18 protein-coding genes are annotated in these 19735 nt (G+C 36.7%); 3 read left to right on the plus strand and 15 right to left on the minus strand.

Annotated features, from left to right (window positions below; all coding sequences use genetic code 11):
• The 4 genes from HXV90_RS17025 to HXV90_RS17040 form a co-directional block, all read right to left on the minus strand.
• Entirely contained in the window at positions 1-819 is an 819-nt protein-coding gene (locus HXV90_RS17025; protein ID WP_112116358.1) for a DUF1444 domain-containing protein, read from the minus strand.
• Positions 820-889: 70 nt separating this feature from the next.
• Positions 890-1408: a hypothetical protein gene (locus tag HXV90_RS17030; RefSeq protein ID WP_048393497.1), complete on the minus strand. Its 519-nt coding sequence runs from the start codon at positions 1406-1408 to the stop codon at positions 890-892.
• A gap of 94 nt (positions 1409-1502) precedes the next feature.
• A complete protein-coding gene (locus HXV90_RS17035; protein ID WP_054549934.1) occupies positions 1503-2024 on the minus strand; it encodes a DUF84 family protein in 522 nt (173 codons plus the stop codon).
• Between the two features lie 59 nt (positions 2025-2083).
• Positions 2084-3160: a M42 family metallopeptidase gene (locus HXV90_RS17040; protein ID WP_054549933.1), complete on the minus strand. Its 1077-nt coding sequence runs from the start codon at positions 3158-3160 to the stop codon at positions 2084-2086.
• Positions 3161-3325: 165 nt separating this feature from the next.
• Here HXV90_RS17040 and HXV90_RS17045 point away from each other — a divergent pair, with 165 nt between their 5' ends.
• Positions 3326-3640 carry a hypothetical protein gene (locus tag HXV90_RS17045; protein ID WP_004226089.1) on the plus strand — a complete coding sequence of 105 codons (315 nt, stop codon included), beginning with the start codon at positions 3326-3328 and terminating at the stop codon, positions 3638-3640.
• A gap of 217 nt (positions 3641-3857) precedes the next feature.
• Here HXV90_RS17045 and HXV90_RS17050 read toward each other — a convergent pair whose 3' ends face one another.
• From HXV90_RS17050 to pepV, 7 genes are all read right to left on the minus strand, one after another.
• Positions 3858-5084, minus strand: a complete 1227-nt coding sequence (locus HXV90_RS17050) for a carboxylate--amine ligase (RefSeq protein WP_269897653.1) — start codon at positions 5082-5084, stop codon at positions 3858-3860.
• A 127-nt stretch (positions 5085-5211) separates the two neighbouring features.
• Positions 5212-6075 carry a YtnP family quorum-quenching lactonase gene (locus tag HXV90_RS17055; protein ID WP_048393489.1) on the minus strand — a complete coding sequence of 288 codons (864 nt, stop codon included), beginning with the start codon at positions 6073-6075 and terminating at the stop codon, positions 5212-5214.
• An 11-nt stretch (positions 6076-6086) separates the two neighbouring features.
• Entirely contained in the window at positions 6087-6737 is a 651-nt protein-coding gene (gene trmB / locus HXV90_RS17060) for a tRNA (guanosine(46)-N7)-methyltransferase TrmB (RefSeq protein WP_016991781.1), read from the minus strand.
• 95 nt (positions 6738-6832) lie between these two features.
• Positions 6833-7762 carry a diacylglycerol/lipid kinase family protein gene (locus HXV90_RS17065; protein ID WP_269897654.1) on the minus strand — a complete coding sequence of 310 codons (930 nt, stop codon included), beginning with the start codon at positions 7760-7762 and terminating at the stop codon, positions 6833-6835.
• Between the two features lie 3 nt (positions 7763-7765).
• Complete coding sequence (locus HXV90_RS17070) at positions 7766-8770, minus strand: nuclease-related domain-containing protein (RefSeq protein WP_048393486.1); 1005 nt, start codon at positions 8768-8770, stop codon at positions 7766-7768.
• A 223-nt stretch (positions 8771-8993) separates the two neighbouring features.
• A complete protein-coding gene (dat, locus tag HXV90_RS17075; RefSeq protein ID WP_054549929.1) occupies positions 8994-9848 on the minus strand; it encodes a D-amino-acid transaminase in 855 nt (284 codons plus the stop codon).
• Between the two features lie 27 nt (positions 9849-9875).
• A complete protein-coding gene (gene pepV, locus HXV90_RS17080) occupies positions 9876-11282 on the minus strand; it encodes a dipeptidase PepV (protein WP_103118673.1) in 1407 nt (468 codons plus the stop codon).
• Between the two features lie 357 nt (positions 11283-11639).
• On the opposite strand from pepV, the gene HXV90_RS17085 reads away from it, so the two are divergent.
• Both HXV90_RS17085 and HXV90_RS17090 read left to right on the plus strand, forming a co-directional pair.
• Positions 11640-11861: a DeoR family transcriptional regulator gene (locus HXV90_RS17085; RefSeq protein ID WP_004226074.1), complete on the plus strand. Its 222-nt coding sequence runs from the start codon at positions 11640-11642 to the stop codon at positions 11859-11861.
• Positions 11862-12256: 395 nt separating this feature from the next.
• Positions 12257-13426, plus strand: a complete 1170-nt coding sequence (locus HXV90_RS17090; protein ID WP_004226066.1) for an MDR family MFS transporter — start codon at positions 12257-12259, stop codon at positions 13424-13426.
• Between the two features lie 58 nt (positions 13427-13484).
• Here HXV90_RS17090 and HXV90_RS17095 read toward each other — a convergent pair whose 3' ends face one another.
• The 4 genes from HXV90_RS17095 to asnB all read right to left on the minus strand — a co-directional run bounded on the left by HXV90_RS17095 (position 13485) and on the right by asnB (position 19620).
• Complete coding sequence (locus tag HXV90_RS17095; protein ID WP_269897655.1) at positions 13485-15002, minus strand: GGDEF domain-containing protein; 1518 nt, start codon at positions 15000-15002, stop codon at positions 13485-13487.
• Between the two features lie 167 nt (positions 15003-15169).
• On the minus strand, positions 15170-15883 hold the full coding sequence (locus HXV90_RS17100) for a pseudouridine synthase (protein WP_048393477.1): 714 nt from the start codon (positions 15881-15883) through the stop codon (positions 15170-15172).
• Between the two features lie 10 nt (positions 15884-15893).
• Positions 15894-17507 carry a putative polysaccharide biosynthesis protein gene (locus HXV90_RS17105; protein WP_081011001.1) on the minus strand — a complete coding sequence of 538 codons (1614 nt, stop codon included), beginning with the start codon at positions 17505-17507 and terminating at the stop codon, positions 15894-15896.
• A gap of 262 nt (positions 17508-17769) precedes the next feature.
• On the minus strand, positions 17770-19620 hold the full coding sequence (gene asnB, locus HXV90_RS17110; protein WP_269897656.1) for an asparagine synthase (glutamine-hydrolyzing): 1851 nt from the start codon (positions 19618-19620) through the stop codon (positions 17770-17772).
• Positions 19621-19735 lie beyond the last annotated feature (115 nt).

A 19735-nucleotide genomic window follows, 5' to 3' on the forward strand; every position in this document is an offset into this window, starting at 1 on the left:
TTATTCTTGCTCCTTTTTCACTCTGTTTTTTGCTAAGATAAAGATTGGTTCTAGTTCTCCATCTTCATAAATAAAAGATAATGACGTAATCGGTACAGTACCGACTGCAAAGAAATGCATCGTCATCTGTGCTAATACATCATACCCTGTTTCATTACGAATATCACCTATAATTAATACATCTTGATGAGGCACGGATAATGTCATATCGCCCTCTACTTGTGCCTGCATTTCTTTTAAAAAGCTCTCATTTAAAATACGGCTAGCATCATAGCCATCATTCACATTGACAAAATAAAAAATATTACCTGCTACCTCATCTTTTTTATAGGCGGTTGGTAGTTGTTTCACCGAAAAGCGTGCCATTTCTCGAATTTGTTCTACCGTTAATTGTAAGGCTTCTAGCATGGATTCATCAATAAAGCGATAGGTTTTACCTAAATCGAGTGCATAAAAAACGCGCGTTTCAGCTGTATGCTCAGTTGTAATAAAGGCATGCCCTTCTTTCGATGCCTGTGGATAAGAAGTGGCACGAATCACGGGATAAATCTGTGTAGTCGTTTGGAAACCCTGTTCTTTTTCTTGTACCATCGCATTAAAGGTTTGCTCAATTGTATATACAACTTCTTCAATCGCTGACTCTTGCTTGTCATTATATTTTGCTAAGATCCCAGGTAAGGAGAGCTCCATCCCTTTTTCAATTGTCTTATGATTCAAGCGTAATTTATCGTACTTTTTATCAAAATGAAATTCATATTTCTCTTCAGTTAATTGCTTTTTTAATAGCTCGACTAGTTGTTCAGACTTCATTCGCTTCAACTTTTTCACATCCTAACTTCAAAATGAAACGGCTCACATGTTTGTGAACCGTTCTGTTCATTCCTTCTATTTATTTCATCTTAACCGAATGAACGATTTTCGTCATCTCACGCAAATTATTTTCAATTTGTTTTGCTTTTGAAATGGTTGTCATCTTCACACCACCACTACTAACAATGAGCTCCATTTCATTTTCTTCGTCCGTTTTTAGAACCGCTGTGAAGCCAAAACGACCATCCTTATCAAAAGTCGATTCCTCGATAATTTTGTCCGCTTCATTTTCTTTTAAAAGATTATAATAAAGTTTACTGTCTTGTGCTTCACGATCATTGATAAAAAGAATGTAGCTTTCTTTGCCTTTTGAAATCACAATATTATAAGCATCTGAACTGTCTTCAATTTTAAAGTTTGAAGGTAAGTATAATTTGATATCCCCAATTTCTACTGTATGTTCTTCTGGCTCTTCAGCAAAAACCTTCTCCGTTAATTGGAGCCCATTAGCAATTTGATCATCAATAGATTGATTGCAGCCAGAAAGGACAAGAAGTATAAGCATTAGGCCAATTGCTCTTAGCCATGAAAATAACATGTCTCTCTTCCTTTCACTACTAACTTTTTTCTATTTTAAAAAAATTAATCATAAGATGCAACCTAACTATCCTCTCACCACTAATTCTTTTTAACTATTTTTGTGAAAATGTGAACAAATATTGACCAACTAAAAGCGAGACAATATGCTCAAACATCATCTGTCTACTAACTAAACCTTGCGTAAAAATACCTACAGCACCTGCGCCTTGACGAATATCTCGACGCTTTGTATATTGCTCCATAATCGGTCCAAGTTCTCCACCAGTTCTTATTTCCTGGGCAATTTCTTTTGGCAGAATAATTTGTGCGCCAGCAGCTGTAAACATTGTTCCGTCTGACACAGTTAATGCACCCCAGTTACAAACATACATGTCATCATCGATTTCAGTTACGCCACCTTCTAAGCCAAATGATAATTCTGCATCCGTTAAAATCAAGGCGTTTTTAGCACGATTCATTGCCCCTAATCTAGTTTCTTCATTACTTATCGGTTGATCTGATACTTCAGAAGCAGCTTTGACATGAGTAAAGAGAGAATCCTCAAAGTATTTGCGAACAATTACTTCAACTGCTTCTGTTTTGGCCTTATTAGTTGTGCCAATTGCTATTTTCATTTAATCCCCACTTTCTTTCCATAGAAAAAGATGCCTCTAAAAGGCATCTTCCTAGCTTCTTATACATTAGCGTGAATTGACTCTAATGTCGAACGATCTGCTTTTTTCACTAATTCAACAATTAAAGCTTTGGCAGCTGCATAATCATCAATGTGAATAATTGACGCTGATGTATGAATATAACGTGAGCATACACCAATAACTGCACTTGGAACGCCATCGTTTGCTGTATGCACTCGACCAGCATCTGTTCCACCTTGGGAGACAAAGTATTGATAAGGGATATGATTGGATTCGGCCGTATCTAAAATGAATTCACGCATACCACGATGTGTTACCATTGTACGATCTAAAATACGAAGTAAAGTACCTTTGCCGAGCTGTCCAAATTGACTTTTTTCACCTGACATATCATTGGCAGGAGAAGCATCTAGTGCAAAGAATAAATCTGGTTTAATCATGTTTGCTGATACTTGTGCACCGCGCAAGCCAACCTCTTCCATTACATTTGCACCTGAGTATAAATGTGAACCTAATTTTTCGTGCTGTACTTCTTTCATTAGTTCAATCGCTAGACCACAGCCATAGCGGTTATCCCAAGCTTTAGCCATAATTTTCTTCGGATTAGCCATTGGTGTGAATGGACAAATTGGTATGATGGATTGTCCAGGACGAACACCCATAGACATAGCATCTTCTTTATTATCAGCACCAACATCGATAAGCATATTTTTTATATCCATTGGCTTCGCTCGTTCTGCATCTGTTAATAAATGGGGTGGGATGGATGAAACTACACCAGGAATTGCCCCATTTTTCGTATATACTTCTACACGCTGTGCAAGCATAACCTGGTTCCACCAGCCGCCCAATGTTTGAAAACGGATCATTCCATTATCTGTGATAGAAGTAACCATAAATGCTACCTCATCCATATGACCAGCAACTAATATTTTCGGTGCATCCGTAACATCACTGTGCTTAACACCAAAAATACCCCCCAAATTATCTTGAACGATTTCATCCGAGTACTTTTCTAACTCAGAACGCATGAACGCGCGTACTGCGTGTTCATTACCCGGAGCGCCTGGTAATTCTGTTAATGTTTTAAATAATTGTAATGTTTCCTCATTCATGATGACTCTCTCCCCACGAAGTAGAATATTCTTCCTTGCCTATTGTAACACAATTATTTCCGAATTCGAAATATTGATACATTTCCTCAATCCGCTTAATTGTGAACGTGCATTCACTCTATAGGCTATGCTAAAATAAAGGTATAGAAAAAGGAGGAAAAAAGTATGAAATTACGTGATTTTTTAATTGGTGTCGCAACTGGCTTAGCTGCCGCAGTCATTATTAAAGAAGCTAGTGAAAAAGTTTCTCCGTTCGTACCTGCAGGACAAGTACTTGAAAACATAAAAAGAGAATTTAAAAAGGATTCACCGATTGATGGTTCTTGGATTTTTATGAAAACTGAAGATTTTACAAACGGTATTATTACCATCCCAGTATATCGTGGGGGGATCTCGCGTATGCATGAAGGTGAGATGCAGACATTCGAATTTGCAGCCGATGCACGCTCTGGTGTTGTCGTGGAACTAACAGAAGTTTAATTATGTATATACAATAGAAGCCATCTCATAAATTGAAGATGGCTTCTTATAATGTTAAAAAACAAAACATTTTTGTGAAAGGTGAAAAGAGATTTCCAATGCGCTGGCGGAACGGAAATCAACCCCTCACCTTGCTAAAGGGCCTTTTCTGCTACTCATAATATCTAATTCAACAACATAAGAAGCCATCTCATAAAATGAAGATGGCTTCTCTATGTTATTCGGATAAACCTTTATTATTAAAGTACTTTTTATACTTACGGTAATAATTTAAATTATTGAGTGTTAGTTTCACCCAACGCTTCGCATTCATATCCTCGTTAAAGTAAAGAGAATTTGTGTATTTACCCTCACTAATTAATTTTTTTGCTTCTAGTTTGAGCTTTTCATTCGATGCATATTTGAATAATACACCTTTAGGAATAATCATCCATAAATGCTTGTCCTGCACATATGTGACTTCTTGCTCGATATTTAACATATGGTCATCCGCAACATACTTCATTAAATTATGCCCACTTGCTGTTACATAATAGCTAGAACGCCCATTACGTAAATTGATTTCAAAAAGTTTATATTGCTTGTCTCGAATATCATATTTCATATCAAAATTCGCAAAACCTGTATAGCCAATGTCCTCTAGGAAGAAACGTACTTGATCCATTAATTCTTTATCATAGGTTGTCACGATGGCTGCATAACTTCCGATTCCTTCAGGAGAATGTTCTTCTAGAATAGGGTTACCTAGACACATCAGCTTCACTTTTCCATCCTTTCCTACATAGGCATTTAACACACGCATATAGGAATCGTCCCCAGGAATAAATTCTTGAATAATCATTGTATCCTGATAAGTAGAGCTATAAATAGCTTTTAATATAGCCGTTTTTTCCGCTTCATCATGTGCAACAAATACTTTTTTCTTCCCAGGGAATTTACAAGCCCAATATTCTACAGAGTTGGAAGCCTTTAAAATGATAGGGTAAGAAAATGGTGGTGTAAAGTTTTCATAGTTGTCAGCTGTCACCGTTGTTGTACCTGGATATTTAAAATTATATTGATCACACATTTTATAGAAATTTTCTTTCAATAAAATTTCATCCATCAACGATTCGTCGATATAAGGTACGGTAAAATGCTCTTGTAATGCTGGCTTATTTTTGATGATCAGCTTGGCATAATCGTCTCCACATGCTAAAAGTAATAGTTTTTTATCAGCATATTTTTTTGCAACTTCTGCAAGGGCAGGTGCAAAAACATCTTGTTCATTTAAACGGTCTATTTCTTGAAATTGTAGGATATGGCTATCTTGTGTTGCTGTTAAATGAGAACGTCCTAAAACAAGTGGTTTAATACCATATGCTTCATAAAACGCACGTGCCATACCATATGCATTCATATCTGATCCAAGTAAAACGGGTAAAAATGGTTGTTCAGTTGCCATGTTTATTTCAACTCTCTTTTGTATTTTAGTATCGTGTTAAGTGTATCATATTTTCTATCCTGTTCACGAACAAAAACGCGAGGTATTGACATTTTATATGCCAAATACCTCGCCTTTGCTTGCTCGATTAAAATGTAATAACAGCTTGTCTACTACGCTCTAGTTTATCCACAATCTCTTTGCCTGACTCATCCCATCGAATCATACGGTAATAAGCATCGTGATAGAAAATAAAGCCATAGTTATTTGCAAGGGCTTCTTTCATCAGTCGCTCTTTTGCAAATACACTTGTCATTGGATAATCGTCATAGGCTAATACCCATAATGGATTTTGATGAGCATGAGTCGGCATAATATCTGCCATATGCAATAACACTTCATCATTTTGCGTTAGCTTGATGACAGCATGACCCTCACTATGACCACCAGTATGAAGCATTTCGATTCCAGGTACTACTTCCAATGACTCTTCGTAGGTTTCAACTAAATGCTGAACTGGCTCCCAATTTTCTTTCCAATAAGTATTTTTAGAACGGATATTGGGGTTACGCATTTCATCCCATTCAATTTTCGTTACAAAAATCTTGGCATTTGGGAAAGTTGGTACAAGTACATCCCCTTCCCACTGTGTTAACCCCCCAGCGTGATCAAAATGTAAATGCGTCATTAACACTGCATCAATATCTGCTGTCGTTAATCCTAACTCTTGTAAGCTATCAGCTAACGAAGATTCTTCTGTTACACCAAAGTTTCGTAGCTGCTTTTCATTTAATTTGTTAAAGCCAACACCCGTATCAATAAGGTAGTTTTTGCCCCCAAATTGAATAAGGATAGGTTCTGTTGGTAATTCAATTTGGTTTTTTTCATTGACTGGATATTTGCGGGACCAAAGAGGCTTTGGTACAACACCAAACATCGCACCACCATCTAGGCACGTAACACCCCCGTTTAGCCATGATAATGACATATTGTGAAACTGTAACTGATCCATCCATATTCCCCCTACAATTTAGTGATAAATTGCGATTCTAAGCGATAAATCGGCTGCCCCTTGGCAGAAAACTTCTCTTCATATTCTGTCATCACATTATCCTCTGGCATATTTGCATGCAGGTCGAGAGATACATACTTTAATAACATCCCATATTCAGACATACTGATTAAAGAATACTCGAAAAGACCTCGGTTATCCGTTTTAAAATGGACTTCCCCATTATCCACTAAAATCGACTCATATAATTTCAAAAAATCCCCGTGCGTTAAACGTCTTTTTGCATGTCGTGTTTTTGGCCAAGGATCTGAGAAATTCAGGTATACACGTGATACATCGTTTTTGTCAAAGAATTTATATAAATCTGCGCCATTTACTTTTAGTAAACGTAAATTCGCTGGAGATTTTGCCTCTAGCACTTTTTCTAGTGCACAAACAATCACACTATCGTAAAGTTCAATGCCAATATAATTGATTGTTGGATTTTGCAAAGCCATACCGGTCACAAATTGTCCTTTTCCAGACCCTACTTCAATATGAATAGGGTTGTCATTGCCGAAAACAGCCTGCCAATTTCCTTTAAAGTCTTCAGGATTTGGAATAATCACCTCTGGGTGATCTGTAATCATTTCCTCTGCCCAAGGCTTATTTCTTAATCTCAATGTTGTTCCTCATTTCTTTCTTGTGAAATTATTGATTTTTTATAGTATAACGTATTCCCTTATAATTCGCATGAAATTATTGCACAATGATATTTTTATGAATCCTTAACAATAACCTGCCAAGCATTTTGTTGTATTGTACAGTGGATATTGGTCTCTTGATTGACAATGCCAATATAATTACCATCCATATGGCAGTCAACCTTATCAGCTACGATAAGATCAAAGACCTGCCCCTGTAAAAAAGTAACTTCCTTAAATTTTGTATGTTTTTCAAAAAACACAGTGACAAATACCAGTAATAATTTGATACGAGAAATACCATGTACAATTGTGATATCCACTTGCCCATCATCTGCTTTTGCGGCAGGTGATATTTTCATGCCGCCTCCAAAATAAGGTTGATTACTCATCGCCACAAACCACGTCTGCTGAAATTGCCATTCCTGTCCCTCTGAACGTATCGTTATGTCAAAGCGTTCAAAGCGAAATAACCCTCTAATTACAGCGACAGCATACGAAAGTTTCCCTAATCCAATCTTATTGAGATAAAACTTAAGACGAGAAGTGTTAATTGATTTTGTCACAAAGGCATCGAAGCCTATGCCAGCATTATTAACAAATATTTCTTTTCGTTGATTATCAATCTGAACGATCCCTGCATCCATTCTTACATTAGCCAAGGTAGTCTTTACATAATCCTCGATTTGCTGGGCATTGGAAAAGGTATGAAAATAACGTGCAAAGTCATTACCAGAGCCAGCACGAACTACACCAATTATGATGTATTTATTATGTATAACACCACTAACTACTTCATGAATGGTGCCATCACCACCAACAACGACAAGCAATTTCTTCTCTTGTTGCTGGTGTGCCCATTGTTGAGCGATTTCCTGTCCATGTCCTGCATATTCAGTAAAAGCCACTTGATAGGAAATCGTTAGTTGCTCTTGAAGTTGGAGCCAAACTTTTTTTCCTTTTCCATTCCCAGCGGCCTCATTGACAATAAATAGAACGTTCATACATCATTCCTCTGTTGGCTGAGATGCTTGCTGCCATATATCTCGGTTAAAGGAGGTGGTTTGGACCGTATTTAAAATTGTCTGTGCAGCTCGGATTTGCATATGCTTCATAGGAGAGGAAACTTTTCTTAAATGCTCTATCCATTCATGGTAATTTCGACGATCAACAAAGCGTACCCCAAATGGTGAACCAGGATAATCAAAATACCCATTACGAGATAGCACAACCTTACGGATGGGCATATCAATATCCTCTTGTTTAAATAATTGCGACAGGACCGATTCCATCCGCCCTAAGTTAATCGTTGGATTCAAAACTTTAGAATCCTTCGTCCCTACTTTTTTAATCCAGAAGCGATCGCTGCCACCTACATATACAGCTTGATTTTCAGCCTCTAAGACCGTAATACAAATACACTCTGTCGGCGACATTAACACTACATCTAGCTCTATAGGTGCTTTTCTAATTTGTAGTATTGGATAATAAAACAATAGATAATTATCTGGCAATGTTTGCAATAGCATACGGAGCAATGAGTCACGCATGAAGCGAGGATCTACATATGATTTTTCCCGTAATGTTGAACTGGCCCATTTCATTTGAAAATGAAAGAACTGATCAATAAACATTCGTTTCAACTCATGGATGGATTGTGGTGCATACACAATTTTAGGTTCAAATGTGAGTGTCGTTTCTTCTTCAGGAATTATATCCTCATCACTGACAAGCTCATTTGATATTTCTACTTCTTCAACATCATCTGTTGTTTCCTTTTGCCGTCCAGCAAACCATTTTTTTATGAAGGTAAAACGTTCTTTTTCCTCGTAAGCCTCCGCTTCCACCTCATTGTCGACATGTTGCCACTCGCTAATATCTTCTCCCAATTCCCACTGTCGCTTAATGCGCTCCCATTGGTTTTTCTTCAAGCGCACAAATTGTGTTGGGTATCTCGCTAAATCAATTTGATAGCGTGAAATGTAATCTTGTAATTTCACCAATTGTGCCATGTAAAGGTCACTCCATTCTTACTCACCATATCTATAGTTCTCTTTTTATCTAGATTGCTTTGGTAGAAAAGAGGCATTGTATTCAATACATCGACAATTATTCTACAAATTTCAATCTGTAAAATTATTCATTACTATCCTTTTTATTTTACATGACGATACCAAACATTACATCCATAAAAAAGAGAACTACCCTTATCGATAGTTCTCTTAAACGGTTCTTTTATTTTGTATTCAAAGAAAGTGGTAATTTCGCCTCAAAAGCTTGTTGCAATTTACGCGTCCATTCACCTGGCACTCCAGTACCGATTTGGTTGCCATCCACATCAATAACAGGAGTAACTTCTGAAGATACAGAGGATACAATAATTTCATCCATTGTTAATAAATCAGCTTTTGTCATTGGTTCTTCAACTACAGGTAAACTAATCTCTTCTGCACATTTTAAAATGACCTGACGAGTAATACCGTTTAAAATGAAGTTATTTGCTGGGTGTGTATAAAGCTTACCGTCTTTAATCCCATAAACATTTGCTGATGAACATTCTGTTACGATATCCCCGCGATGTAAAATTGCTTCGTAGCAGCCCTTTTCAGCTGCCTCTTGTTTTGCTAATACTGCACCAAGTAAGTTTAAAGATTTGATATCACAGCGCAACCAACGAATATCCTCTACAAACGTAGCCTTAACCCCTTTTTCAAAGTTTTCATATGCACGTTCACCAGCTTTCACATTACCCGTTAATACAGCTGGAACACTTGCATCTGGGAAAACGTGATTACGTGAATTGGCACCACGTGTAATTTGGAAATAAACATGCCCTGTATCAAGATTATTTTTTTCAATCAGCTCATGTAATAATTTGTGTAAAACGTCTTTTGTATAAGGAATAACAAGACGAATTTTTTCGGCGCTTGCATAGAAACGATCAATATGCTCTTGTGCTGTAAACATATTTCCGTTATAAACTTTGATTACTTCATAAATACCGTCACCAAATTGATAGCCTCTATCTTCTGGTGATACTACAATGGATCCTTCTTCAACAATTTGATCATTCCATAATGAATATGCCATGTTTTGTTCATCCTTTTCGTCTTTGAGTTATTTTTTTCCTGCAAGTTCAACAATTGCTTCAGCATAAATTGCCGCTGCTTTTACAAGGTTTTCAACGACAACAAACTCATCCGCTCGATGCGCTACATCTGGCTCCCCTGGGAAGAGCATGCCAAATGCCACGCCTTTTTTCATCACACGTGCATACGTCCCACCACCAGTTGATAATAAAGGTGTTTCTGTATCTCCCGTTTGACGTCTATAGATAGCTGCTAATGTCTGGATGAATGGATCATCTTCGCTGACATAATGTGGCTTGGAGTCGTCTTGTATGTCTAGAGAAAACCCTTTTTCTACCGTTAAGCGTTGTGCTGCTGTTATTTTTTCATCGAATGGATAGGAAACTGAATAGCGCATACTAATTACTAAACTGCCGCCTTTATGGACATCATAGCTTACGATCCCTGGATTTAATGTTGTTTGTCCTGACATTGTATCCTCAAACTGCAGATCGAGCTGACTACCATAATGATCCTGATAAAAAACATCTGCAATAAAGTCGACAAATTGTTTACTTGCTTCTGTCGTCAACTCTTGTTGTAAAAATGCTGCAAGATAAACAGCTGCATTGATACCTTTATCTGGTTCCATTGCATGGGCTGCTTTACCTTTGATAGTTATTATATAGCGAGACTCCTCCATTAATAAAGAGCCTTCTAGCTGATTTTTACTTAAAAATGTTTGAAAATTCTGTTCGAATGATGCTGTTACGTGCTGAATTATTGCTTTTGCAAAATCAGGTACCATATTTGGGCGCTTTCCTGCATTAAATAGTAGTAGTTGTTCTTTCGTTGCATCACCCACTTTATTTTGAGAGAACACAAGCTCTGCAATGCCTTTTTCTGCATTGATGAGCGGGAAATCCGCATCTGGTGCAAAACCAATTGTCGGCATTTCCTCCTGTTTAAAATAGTGGTCGACACAGCGGAATCCTGTTTCTTCGTCTGTACCAATAATCATTCGTACTCTTTTTTCTAACGGAATACCTGCATCTTTCACAAGTTTCATGGCCATCCATGCCGCAATCGTAGGCCCTTTATCGTCAATCGCACCACGTGCAAATAATTTACCATCAGCTACTGTGCCGCTGAAAGGAGGGTAAGTCCAATCTGCTTCTTCTCCAATTGGGACAACATCAACATGACATAAAATACCAAGTAAATCTTCACCAGTTCCCATTTCAATATGTCCAGCATAATTATTAACATTTTTCGTGAGCAGGCCTTCATTTTGACCTTTTGCAAGTAACCATTCAAGCGCTTGAAGTGGACCATCTCCAAAAGGTACTTCAGTAGTTATTGTATCCTCATCGAGCACACTATTTATTTGCACAAGCTCCTGTAACTCTTGTATTAATTCGTCTTGCCTTTCTTTTGCAGCTTGTAACCAATCCATACCATGTACCTCCTTCAAAGTATTAACATTATTCTACACCTAACAACATATATGACAATCAGCTTTCTGACAACTATTTTCAGTAACTTCTACTGTCACTACCATATATAGCACGTTTTTCACGTATTCCCACAAAATACAGTATAAATTTTATATATTAATTGTAAATTTCTCTTGCATTCACTAGAAAATTAAGTAGTTTTTCTATATAATAAAGTTATCAGAATAATTGTTCTGACTATAAAATTAGAAAAGGGGATGTCTAAGGCAGCTACTTATTAGCCTAAGTGCACTCCGCACATATTGTCGTCCGCTAGTCTTTGCCAAGAGAATTAAGATGAAGGAGTGGTTCATTTAATGAAACCAACTACTGATCGAATGCTTAATCGTATTAAAGACGTGTACATGTTTATTTTAGACAAAGGAACCGTGTCTACACAGGATTTAGTCGAAGAGTTTAGTATCACTCCTCGCACCGTTCAAAGAGATTTGAACGTGTTAGCCTTTAACGATTTGGTGACGAGTCCAAGTCGAGGCAGATGGACAACGACGAAGAAAAAAGTAAAATTAACGTCTTAGTTTTACGTTTTGTACGTAAAGCATTGTGTATGGAAAAAGAATGACCTTTCGTCGGGGTCATTCTTTTTTGTCGTTAGAAGATTTTTAGATTTTTTTCCCACTTTGCTTACTGACTTCTCCAGCTTGCTTTCTGTGTAAAGTAATTATTTACATCACTTTTTTAGTCATCTATCTATGCAAAGCAATGATTTTTATCTTACTTCCATTCATCTATATAAAACGATTATTTACATTGCTCCTTTACCCTTCAATCTAAGCTTCACATCTTAGCATAGCAACATAAAACTGCGCGCCATTATCTGCTCTGTGCTCTTTCAAGATTATTTTAACTATTTACAGTTGCTTAACAATCCGTTAAACTCGAAACATTCTAAATGTTGAGAGGAGGATTTTATATGACTTTGTCAAAGTTGTTTCATCCATTAGTTTGGATTATTTTAGGTGGAACAATTTTTACACGTATTGCAAGCTTTATGGCAATGCCTTTTTTAGCTATTTATTTACATAATGAAATTCAAGCCTCTCCCTTACAAATTGGATTGACAATTGGTATCGCGCCGCTCATTTCCACAGTAGGTGGATTTTTCGGGGGTTATTTAACAGATCGCTTTGGTAGAAAAAGCGTTATTCTATTAACAATTATCGTTTGGAGTCTTGTGTTCTTTGGCTTCGCCACAGTTCATGCTGTTTGGCTTTTTATTCTATTCAATGCTTTGAATGGACTTTGTCGATCATTTTTTGAACCTTCCACACAGGCATTGATGATTGATTTTACACCTGCCGATAAACGAAAAAGACTATTTTCCTTACGTTATACAGCCATTAATATTGCAGCAGTTATTGGTCCAATTATTGGCGTGTATATCTCACAGCTATCCAGTCCAAGTATCCCTTTTATGCTGACAGGGATGATGTATATTATTTACGCAGTCTTTTTATTTTTTGTGTTAAATCGCTATCAAATGCAGCAACCCAAAGCGGTTACACAAACAAAAATACTCAGTACATTCACGATTCTTTTGACAAATCGTGTGCTGCTTAGCTTCATTTTGGGTGCCATTTTAATCAATATTGGTTACTCGCAATTTGACTCAACGCTACCACAAATTATCGAATTAAAAATTGATGAAGGTGCGAAACTTTATTCGTTATTAATCTCTCTCAATGCAGCAGTTGTGTTATTACTACAATTACCTATTAGTATAGTATCAGAGCGCTTTTCATCTACAGCAACATTATTAGTAGGTGTACTGTTCTTTGCTATTGGATTATGTATGTTTGGATTCTCCAATAATTATACGCTCTATATCATTGCCATGATTATTTTTACCATAGGTGAAATCTTTGCCTTCCCTACAATGAATGTCATGATTGATGAAATTGCGCCAGATACTCAAAAGGCAACCTATTTAGGTGCTGCACAATTTAAAAATTTAGGTGGCTTTATTGGCCCAATAATAGGCGGTTGGCTCTTGACTCATTATATGAACGCTATGTTTCCAGTCATCGCTGTTCTTGTTTTATGTAGTTGTATCTTTTATAGAACAAAAATAGCTGCTCATTAATAAACGCCCCATTGCTATCAAAATAGCTAATTATGCTATCGATAGAATGGGGCGTTTTTTAACTAATATAATCCTCGTCAGCAGCGACCTCTGCAAAACTAGAATATTGATCCTTACCAGCATTTTTGGATTGATAAAGCGCTTTATCGGCCCGTTCAAATAAGCTCATTTCTGTATCCTCAGCATGATTATAAATGGCTCCGCCCATGCTCACAGACAACACAGACCATTTCTCGCTAGCTTGGCCATCATATCTAACTGATCTTATTTGAGTCAAAATGTCCTCTGCCATGTGCTGCATCTGTTCCTCTGTTGTATCGTATAAAACAATGGCAAATTCATCCCCACCGAAGCGTACGACAAAACCACTTTGTTTCACAACATGCTTTAAAATTTTCGCTGTTTCAATGAGGATATGATCTCCTTCTACATGACCAAATTGATCGTTTACTTGTTTAAAGTTATCTAAATCAATTAACAATAAACCTGGCACATTCAATTTTCTTTTTCTTAATAAATTATCAATTTTCCTAATATATGTAGCACGGTTAAAGACACCAGTTAACGGATCGAAGGTAGCTAGGTGTATTGTTTTAGATAAAATTTTATTAATAACTAACAGCATAATAAAGGATGTTAGTAGGGCAATAGACAGTAGAATCCAAAATTGTTTCGTATTTTTTTGGAGAGCTTCCATTTTAGTGAAATTGATAAATTTCACATAGACAATTCTTTTGGATGACTCCCCTCTCACTGTCTCTGCTTCATAGGGCAGAAAACGATGTGTTTCTATATAACCATTGTCTAAAGCCTTTTCATACTCAACTGGCTCCATTGTTTTCTTTGCTAGCTCGAAGTATTCTTGAAATTGCTTAGATTGCTCCTGTACAGTGATTCTCTTCGATCTCGAATCATTAAAGAAAACGCCACCTGCATTAATAGCTTGCACATCCACTAAATCAATATACTTACCTATTAAGTACTGTGCAGTTTTCTCAAAATTAAAGGTTTGGAAGACAGGATCATTTAGTAGGTCTATACCTAACTCGAGCAAATATTTCTTATCATGTGTTGCCAGATAGCCAAATTTCCGATATTCACCTGTTGATGTTGAAATATCGAGTCCATCTGTAAAAAATTCGCCACTAGCGCGCCGTTCATCTAATAAAGCAGAAAAACGTTGACAGCAAAGCGAGAAATCCAAGCCAATATCTTTGACAAAAGTTGTGTAAACTACTGTATTTGATTGATCCACTATGTAAATATCCATACCATGTTTCTTTTTCATTTGCTGCAAATCCCAAGTAGCTACATTAGGGTTTTCATGGTAATAGTTTTTTAGCTGTCTAAGCTCCTGTTCCATTTTGTCTGAAATATTATTATCAAAATAAAAATGGGCATCATCGACAGTTTGCATATCTGTCAAAATATGATTTTCAATTAATATTTTATTCATGCTCACTTGCTTTTCTATCTCTGTTACCAGTATTTGTCGGTTCACATATGAAATAACAGCAACAAGTATGACTGCAAATGCTATTAGAGATAGTAATAATTTAATACGCAGGTTCTTCATTTAATTGTCCTCTACTTATTTTATACCATCGTCTTTTGGGGAATATTTCAAAATATGATACATTCTATGACTATATCACAATAACTCATTTCATATTATACAGTTACAGTCATATTACTGTATATAAAAATCCCCGATGCTATGTGATGCATCGAGGAATAATATGTTTAATGATTGTTTTGTAGACCGTTTAGCTCTTCAGCAGTGAGCTCACGATATTCACCTAACGCTAGATTTTCATCTAATTTCAGGCTTCCCATGGAAATACGCTTTAAATATGTTACACGTTTTCCTACAGCCTCAAACATTCGCTTTACCTGATGAAACTTGCCTTCTTGAATCGTTAGCTCTATTTCAGATTGCTGTGCAGACTTTAAGATCACAAGCTTTCCAGGCTTTGTAACATAGCCATCATCTAGCTCAACACCATTTGCAAATTTCTCGGCATCTTCTTCTGTCACAACGCCTTCAATCTGTGCGTAATAAACTTTTGGCACATGCTTTTTGGGAGACAATAAATTATGAGCTAATTGACCATCGTTTGTTAATAAGAGCAATCCTTCTGTGTCTTTATCTAATCGACCAACAGGAAACGGTTGAAAATGCTGGTGTAATGGCTCTAATAAATCAATGACTGTTTCATCTCTTAAATCTTCAGTGGCAGAAATAACACCAGGCGGTTTATTCATTATAAAATAAACAAATTCTGTATAAACAACGCGCTCTCCAAACACTGATACAATTTGCTTTTCTGGGTCTACGTGTAAAGCTGCATCCTTGACATAATCACCATCTACTGTGACTGCTTTTTGCTTTAATAGCTGCTTTACTTCCTTACGAGAGCCGTACCCCATATTTGCTAGTAATTTATCTAAACGCATCGTTCCACTCCTATTTCAATCCCAGTTTACTCATAATACGGGTTAATCGTTCACCTAATAGCTTTTGGGCTAAACCTAGGCGTAATGATAAAAAGCCATAAACAGCCGCACCAACACCCGCACAAATAATTGAGAATAGTAATGCTGAGAATTTACTATCAACTGGTCCCATTAGTAATTCCAATAATTTATGCACAATCAGCACGCTAATGGCCATCGCCATTGTCAATAAAGCAATTAGCATGACACGACGCACAACCATTTCTGATCGATAATTCAACGTTTTTCGTAAAACAAGCATATTAATGATAATCGAAACACTGTAGCCAATAGCTGTAGCTACTATAGCACCATCAGCCTCTAACCAGCGAATTAAAGGAATATTTAATGCTAGCTTTACGAAAATTCCAGATAATAAGCTAAAAACAATCCACTTTTGAAAATCAATTCCTTGAAGTAAGGCTGCTGTGACTTGGAATAACGCAAATAAAATCGCAACAGGTGCATAATGCGCTAAAATGGTTGCTCCCATTTCGCTTTCTGAATAAAGCATAAAATAAATTTCATTGGCTAATAGAGAAATACCAACCACAGCTGGCAATGTAATAAAAATTAAAATTTGATAGGTTTTATCCATTGCATGGCGGAGCGCTAAATACTCCCCCTGTGTAAAATATTTTGTAATTGTTGGTACAAGCGCCATCGAAAATCCAGTCGCTAGCATAACAGGGATAATAACAACTTTATGTGTCATAAAGTTAATCATCGATAAATAAGTATCTGTTACTTCTGCTAAACCAATGGACGTCATTGCTCCATTAAACGTAAGCATGTCGACTAATTGGAACAACGGATTCGCCACCCCTACAAACACCATTGGGATGGAATAGGTAATCACTTCTTTATAAATATTGGACATTGGTAGCTGTGTGGAAGTCACACTTTGGCTGCGTAATAAGTTAAATTCAGGCTGATATTTTTTCCAGTAATAATAAAGAACACCTAATCCACCGATTGCCCCGATAAATGCAGCAAACACAGCAAAGGAGATGGCTGTCTCTGGTTTTCCTTTAAACACAATCACCACTAGGAACGACCCACCAAGTAACACAACAATCCGCACAATTTGTTCCACCAATTGTGAAACGGCAGTAGGCTCCATTTTGTCGTAGCCTTGGAAGAAGCCCCGCCATAGACTCATAAATGGCACTACGATTAAGGCAAAACTAACCCATCGTATTACTGAGGCAATTTGTTCAACTGTAAAGACCTGTTCCTCACTCTTAATAACTAGCCCTGCAATTGGCGTAGCAAGTAGAAAGAGGGCAATAAATGCTGCAAAGCCAGTCATCATCATAATAAGAATGCCAGATTTCATCAGCTTGCGCCCCGATTGATAATCTCCCATTGCATTATATTTGGATACAAATTTAGAGACGGCTATTGGCGCACCTGAAATGGCGATTGCCAGCATAATTGAATAGGGAATATATGCATATTGGTAAAGCGCAATGTTCTTCTCGCCAACAATTGCATAAAACGGAAAAATATAAATTAATCCGAGTACCTTCGATAAAAACATCCCCATTGTTAATATCGCAGTACCTTTCATTAAATTGGACATCATACCCATCCATTCATTGTAAAATCAATATTATTATCGTAACACTTCAAAGGATACTTATAAAACTTTTTCGTTTTAAAACAAACGATATGCAAGCGCTGTCACTCTAAGAGCAATAAAGTAAACCAACTGTAATCTTAACATATTTATAGGAAATGAGACGCATAAAAACACCAAAAAGTTCATTCATAAAGAAACTTGATGAAAAAAGGCCTTAAAATAATCGGTGAGGAATTGAACATCCCCACCGATTAGGTATTTCTTATACCATGTCCACAAAGAACTTTTTATACCATACTAGGAATACATAAACTGTCCAAATATAACGACCGCGATTTGCTTTCCCTTCGTAGTGCTCATCTAGATAGCCAACTAATTGTTTTGTATCAAAAAATTCATTTGCAAAGTCAGTTGTAAACATTTCTTTTACCATACTGTAATACTTTTCTTCACGTAACCAGTGGCGAATTGGCACTGGGAATCCGAGTTTCGGACGCTTTGCCCATTCTTCTGGCAATTCCTGATGCGCAGCTTGACGTAGAACATATTTTGTATCGATATCATTCACACGGTATCTTGAAGGAATATTTTTCGCTAATTCCATTACTTCTTTATCTAAAAATGGTACACGTAATTCAATTGAGTGTGCCATACTCATTTTATCTGCCTTTAATAAAATATCACCAGGCATCCAAAGATTTAGATCTAGATACTGCATTTTAGTCACATCATCATCGCCAGGTACTTCATCATAAATACGTTTTGTAATCGATTTTACAGATGGGGCATTTTTATAAGCTGGCTTTAAAACATTAATAGCATCCACTTCATCCCAAACTACCGCTTCCCCAATAAAACGCTCTTCTACTGTTTGAGCACCTTTAATAAGGAAATTCGTGTATTGATTTTTCGGTAGGGATTCTGCCATTCCACGTAATGTTTTACGAAGACCTAATGGTAATTTTTCGTATTTTTGCATTCTTCCTGAGTTTTGATACCAAGCATACCCACCAAAAATTTCATCAGCACCTTCACCTGATAAGACAACCGTTACATCTTTTGAAGCAAGCTCCGAAAGGAAGTAAAGTGGCACTGAAGATGGATTGGATTGTGGTTCATCCATATGCCATTGAATTTTAGGTAGCGCTTCAAAGCACTCATCTGCGGTAATGTATCTACGTTCATTTTGAATATTCAACGTATCTGATAAATCTTTTGCAAGATTTGTCTCATTGAACATATCTTCATAGTCCGCAAACCCGACTGAGAAGGATTTATCTGGGCGTAATAAAGACGTAATATAACTAGAGTCAATACCACCCGATAAGAATGAACCAACTTTTACATCACTGATTTGATGAGCCTCTACAGATTCTTTAACAGTTGAACGAATTTCTTCAATATATTTTTCGATTGGTGCTTCTTTTGCATGGAATTTTTTATCCCAATATTGCACGATTTGCTTTTGTCCATTTTGAATCAGCATATAGTGTGCTGGTGGTAATTTAAAGACACCTTTAAAGAATGTTTCATCCATAGATGAATACTGGAATGTTAAATAGGGGCGAAGTGCCTGTTTATTTAACTCTTTAATAAATGATGGGTGTGGTAAAAATGATTTAATCTCAGAGCCAAAAATAAACGTACCGTCTGTTGTATGCTCAGAGTAATACAATGGTTTGATTCCAAAGCCATCGCGCGCAATGAACTGTAAATCATTCTTTTTATCCCAAATACAGAAGGCAAACATCCCACGCAGTTTCTTCACAAAATCTACGCCATATTCTACATAGCCATAAATAATGACTTCACTATCTGACTGCGTTTTAAACGTATGACCTTTTTCAATTAAATCTGCACGCAGCTCTTGGAAGTTAAAAATCTCTCCATTAAATACAAGCACAATATTGCCGTCTTCACTATATAATGGTTGATTCGCTACGTCTGATAAGTCAATAATACTTAATCGACGGAAACCTAACGTTACTTTATCGTCACTATGAATACCGCCGCTATCCGGTCCGCGGTGAATAATTGTATTCATCATATTTTCTATCGTCTGATGATGATCAATCACATTTGTTCCATTAATATAACCTATAAATCCGCACATTCTATTTTTCACCTCATAATTTAGTGCATAACCTTTACCATAATAGCACGAAAAGACATTCATTTCATGCTGACAATGCTAATAAAGGAAAACTTTCATTCATCCAATTGTATAA

The organism is Lysinibacillus sp. JK80 (assembly GCF_027557635.1).
Classification (GTDB): Bacteria; Bacillota; Bacilli; order Bacillales_A; family Planococcaceae; genus Lysinibacillus; species Lysinibacillus capsici.